The sequence below is a fragment of the Olsenella kribbiana genome, from assembly GCF_036408795.1.
Lineage (GTDB): Bacteria > Actinomycetota > Coriobacteriia > Coriobacteriales > Atopobiaceae > Olsenella_L > Olsenella_L kribbiana.
On sequence record NZ_JAZGJP010000035.1, the window covers coordinates 1 to 3,454 of the forward strand.

The following is a 3,454-nucleotide window of genomic DNA, read 5'->3' on the forward strand; positions in this document are numbered from 1 at the left end:
ATGCATGTCCCGCTCTCCGGCATCGCAGCCACGGCCACGGTCCAGCCGAAGCTTCCTGCGAGCTTGCCTAAGCCGTTTGCAGTTCAGGGAGCCTAACTATGCCGGAGGTACTCAGCCATTCCATCAGATTGGGAGCGATCTGTCGATCTCCTGGTTCCGCGCTATCGCGAGAAGGCGACCACGAAGGCGCCTGAGCATTCCAAAATCGGCGAGTTCGCAGCAGGACTGCTTCTCGCCGATATCCTCGGCATCTCCCAGGATGATGACCTTGCGATCGGCCCCGAGGGCAAGCCTGAGCTTTCCTCAGGCTCTCCCCATATCAGCATCAGCCACGACGATGGGATGGCCGTTCTTGCCACGGCAGCCACCCCGATCGGCGTCGACATCGAGGAGATTCCCGAAGCCTACACGAAGCTCACCCGCGATGCCTTGCGTGGCATCCTTTCTCACGAAGGGATAGCTGCTGTCGAAGCCTCATCCAATGTGCCACTTGCCTTCGCCTATGCCTGGACCCATGTCGAGAGCATCATCAAGGCTGATGGCCGCGGTTTCTCCTTCAATGTGCGGGGCGGGAGACTCCCAGAGAGCTGGGAGTGCTCCCGCTGCGTGGTATCCGACCACGCCATCGCTTGCGCCGCACATGAGGCTCCTGAGCTTGCCGTGCATATGCGGGATATGACCGAGGCGATCTCTCGCCTCAGGGGCTAAAGGTGCAGAAATCCCCCGGCTGCCTCTGCAGAAGCGAGCTGAGAAGCAGCCGGGGGATGAGATTGCAGAACCCTCGCTTATGAGCGCGCAGGGAGATTTGCCTCAGCCCAGCTAATGATGTGGGCACGCAGGATTCGGACGAGCTCGTTCAGGAGGAAGCCTTCCTTGAGATCAGGCATGATGTCGAGCGCATAGGCCCTCAAGGTATAGACATGGGCCGTGTCGGGTGGCTGCGGTCCGTTGTATCTGCACATCATAAGAGGATCCCTGCTTGACCCACCGAGACGCGATGCGGAGGAGTTCATTCCCTGGACCATGCCGAAAGCCTGCTGGTTCGAGGCGTCCTCCGGGAAAGCGAGCACGCCGTCCTTTGCAAAGGAGGCATCGATGCCCGCTGCCGTCCAGTGGATCCAGGTGAAGCCGCAGACGGGAATCGAATCATAGTCCGTGAATGTCACTGCGAGCGATTCTGCGTCTTCTGGTATGCCGGTCACCTCGAAGGGAAACGACGTCGTCGGCATCCCGTGATAGAGATGCTGGGCATCCGCATGCTTCGCATAGTGGTCGGGAATCAACTCGTCTCCGTCGAGCTGGACCTTGATTTCCATCGCTGTTTCCATCAATGCAGTTCCTGCCTCAGGGGTGCAATCGTCCTGATTGCTGCTCCTGTCGGTGCCAAAGCAGCGGCAAGGGCATGTCTGAATGGTATCAGGCTGAGAGCGGTGATGGCAGAGATATGGCCGTCAGCGGCTGGTTTTCCTGCGAGACGGGTGAGCGGCATATGATCGATGGACGATGCAACCTCATACACGTCACAGCCTCCCAGATCGATTGCGATGTCCACCTGCATCGTACAGTCGCTTGCTACCGGCCAGAAGCCATCGAGCGCCTCTGCCATGCCTCTCACCTCATGCACCCTGAGCACACGGGCACCCTGCGCGACAGCAGCCAAGGTGACGCCGATGGTAGCCTCGTCGCGCTCCTTTGCCTGGTCCGTCCCGCTGAGCGTCCCCACGAAGCGCTTCCTCGAGACAGCGCACATCACCGGATAGCCAAGATCTGCCAGATGTGCCGTATGGCGGAGGATCACGATATTGTCTTCGGGACTCTTCCCGAAGCCAGCGCCTGGATCGAGGCAGATGCGTTCGCGTGCGACGCCGTGGCGCTCCAGCTCATGGGCGCGGTCCAAGAGATACCCTTCAAGCGCATCAACCAAAGGGGCAGCTTCTGGCAGGAGCGGATGCGTCGCGGCCTCCTCCCAGCTGCGGCTGCCTGCAGAGGCGCTCTCCATCAGTGCAGCAAGGTCGTCTGCGCCCTCTTTTGCCTGGATGGCGGAATCCTTGGTGGCGGCACCGGAGACGGGGCCTGCATGCATTACGACGCAGCCACAGTCGCTTCCTTCCGCAACAGCGACCATCGCCGGATCCGAGAAGCCGGTCACATCATTCACGATCTGAGCGCCCAGATCGATGCAACGTGCAGCGACGGCAACATGGCGGGTATCGACCGACACGAGCACGCCTTCCTTGATCAGCCAGCTGACGACGGGCTCGAGACGACAGAATTCCTCTTCAGGATCGACAGGCTTGAAACCGGGACGGGTTGATTCGCCGCCCACGTCGATCAGGTCTGCACCCTCTGAGAGCATGGCAGAGGCGGCTGCTATAGCTGCTTCGGGCGTGTTGTGGTCTCCGCCATCGGAGAACGAATCCGGCGTGACATTCAAGATGCCCATGATACACGGCCGGGAGAGGTCGAGAGTTGTGGATGAGCATTGCCAGATGGGTGCTGCAGGCATGATGGTCCCTTCCAGTTGCGGACGGACCGCCCCGTGCCATGTATGCGCGGCTTCAGCCGGTCGGGCGCGGTAGACCCGACATATCGAGTATAGCGGGGACCGACCGGCATTGCAGCCGTGCATCTGGCTGCTGTCTGTTGCAATGGTGGCTCTGGTTGCGAAAGCACTGGCAAGGAGCAGAGACGGCGAAGACGCCATGCGGCCTTTCGGTCCCTTTTCCAACAGCAAAGGCCCCAGCACAGAATCTGCTTTGAACCTGTGCGGGGGCCTGCATCATTCGATGATGGGCGATGCTACTTGACGAGCTCGATGTGCTCGATATCGTCGCGCTTCGAGGGACGGCAGAGCACGAACTTGTGGCCGATGACCTGGACGAGCGCGGAATGCGTGATACGGGAGAGTGCGATTGCTGCCTCGCGGGTGTCAAGTCCCGAATTGCCGAGGATCGAGCCCTTTATGAGCTCATGCGCCTCGAGGGTGTTGTCTGCGAAATTGTCGACGGAGTCGACGATGCCTGCCTTGCCGATCGTGACGGTTGCCTCAAGATAGTTTGCAAGCCCGCGGAGCTGCCTGATCTGGCGTCCAGTTATCCCCATTTCTGTTCCTCCATGCCTCTAGGGACCTCGGACGTTTTTTCGGACTGTTCCGGCTACGCCCCCGCGAGCTCCTCGCGGGCCTGCCGGATCGTCCTCCATCCCAGCGCCTTCTTGAGCTTCCCGCCACGGTACCACTCGATGTAGCGGTCGAGCGCGGCGGCGAACTCCTCGAAGCCCACGCCCGTCCAGTCCCTTCCCTCGAAGAAGTCGCACTTGAGCGTGCCGAAGAACCCCTCTAATGCGCTGGATGCGATTATGTGCCGAGTGGGTGCCGGACGGCAGGCGGAGGGGCCCGGCCATCCGGCGCCCAGCACATAATGCATCGCGCTACAGGGATTCGAGGAAGCTGAGG

Annotated in this window: 5 protein-coding genes; 1 reads left to right on the plus strand and 4 read right to left on the minus strand. The window is 60.8% G+C overall.

Annotated elements, in window-relative coordinates:
- The first annotated feature begins 342 nt into the window (after window positions 1–342).
- Window positions 343–708: a 4'-phosphopantetheinyl transferase superfamily protein gene (locus VXJ24_RS11390; protein WP_330973042.1), complete on the plus strand. Its 366-nt coding sequence runs from the start codon at window positions 343–345 to the stop codon at window positions 706–708.
- A gap of 77 nt (window positions 709–785) precedes the next feature.
- Here the strand turns inward: VXJ24_RS11390 and VXJ24_RS11395 are convergent, their stop codons facing one another.
- The 4 genes from VXJ24_RS11395 to VXJ24_RS11410 all read right to left on the minus strand — a co-directional run.
- Window positions 786–1,328, minus strand: coding sequence for a YbhB/YbcL family Raf kinase inhibitor-like protein (locus tag VXJ24_RS11395; protein ID WP_330973043.1), 543 nt, complete (start codon window positions 1,326–1,328; stop codon window positions 786–788).
- On the minus strand, window positions 1,328–2,506 hold the full coding sequence (folP, locus tag VXJ24_RS11400; protein WP_330973044.1) for a dihydropteroate synthase: 1,179 nt from the start codon (window positions 2,504–2,506) through the stop codon (window positions 1,328–1,330). Before folP ends, VXJ24_RS11395 begins: the two co-directional genes overlap by 1 nt.
- 293 nt (window positions 2,507–2,799) lie before the next feature.
- Window positions 2,800–3,102 carry a YhbY family RNA-binding protein gene (locus tag VXJ24_RS11405; RefSeq protein WP_330973045.1) on the minus strand — a complete coding sequence of 101 codons (303 nt, stop codon included), beginning with the start codon at window positions 3,100–3,102 and terminating at the stop codon, window positions 2,800–2,802.
- A 53-nt stretch (window positions 3,103–3,155) separates the two neighbouring features.
- Window positions 3,156–3,454: IS3 family transposase (locus VXJ24_RS11410; RefSeq protein ID WP_330973046.1), on the minus strand; the 299-nt coding region annotated here is incomplete at its 5' end.

What these genes read in the sequence shown, in the direction of transcription:
- VXJ24_RS11390 (WP_330973042.1), top strand. Translation starts at nt 343, where the DNA reads ATGGCCGTTCTTGCCACGGCAGCCACCCCGATCGGCGTCGACATCGAG.
- VXJ24_RS11395 (WP_330973043.1), bottom strand. Translation starts at nt 1,328, where the DNA reads ATGGAAACAGCGATGGAAATCAAGGTCCAGCTCGACGGAGACGAGTTG.
- folP (WP_330973044.1), bottom strand. Translation starts at nt 2,506, where the DNA reads ATGCCTGCAGCACCCATCTGGCAATGCTCATCCACAACTCTCGACCTC.
- VXJ24_RS11405 (WP_330973045.1), bottom strand. Translation starts at nt 3,102, where the DNA reads ATGGGGATAACTGGACGCCAGATCAGGCAGCTCCGCGGGCTTGCAAAC.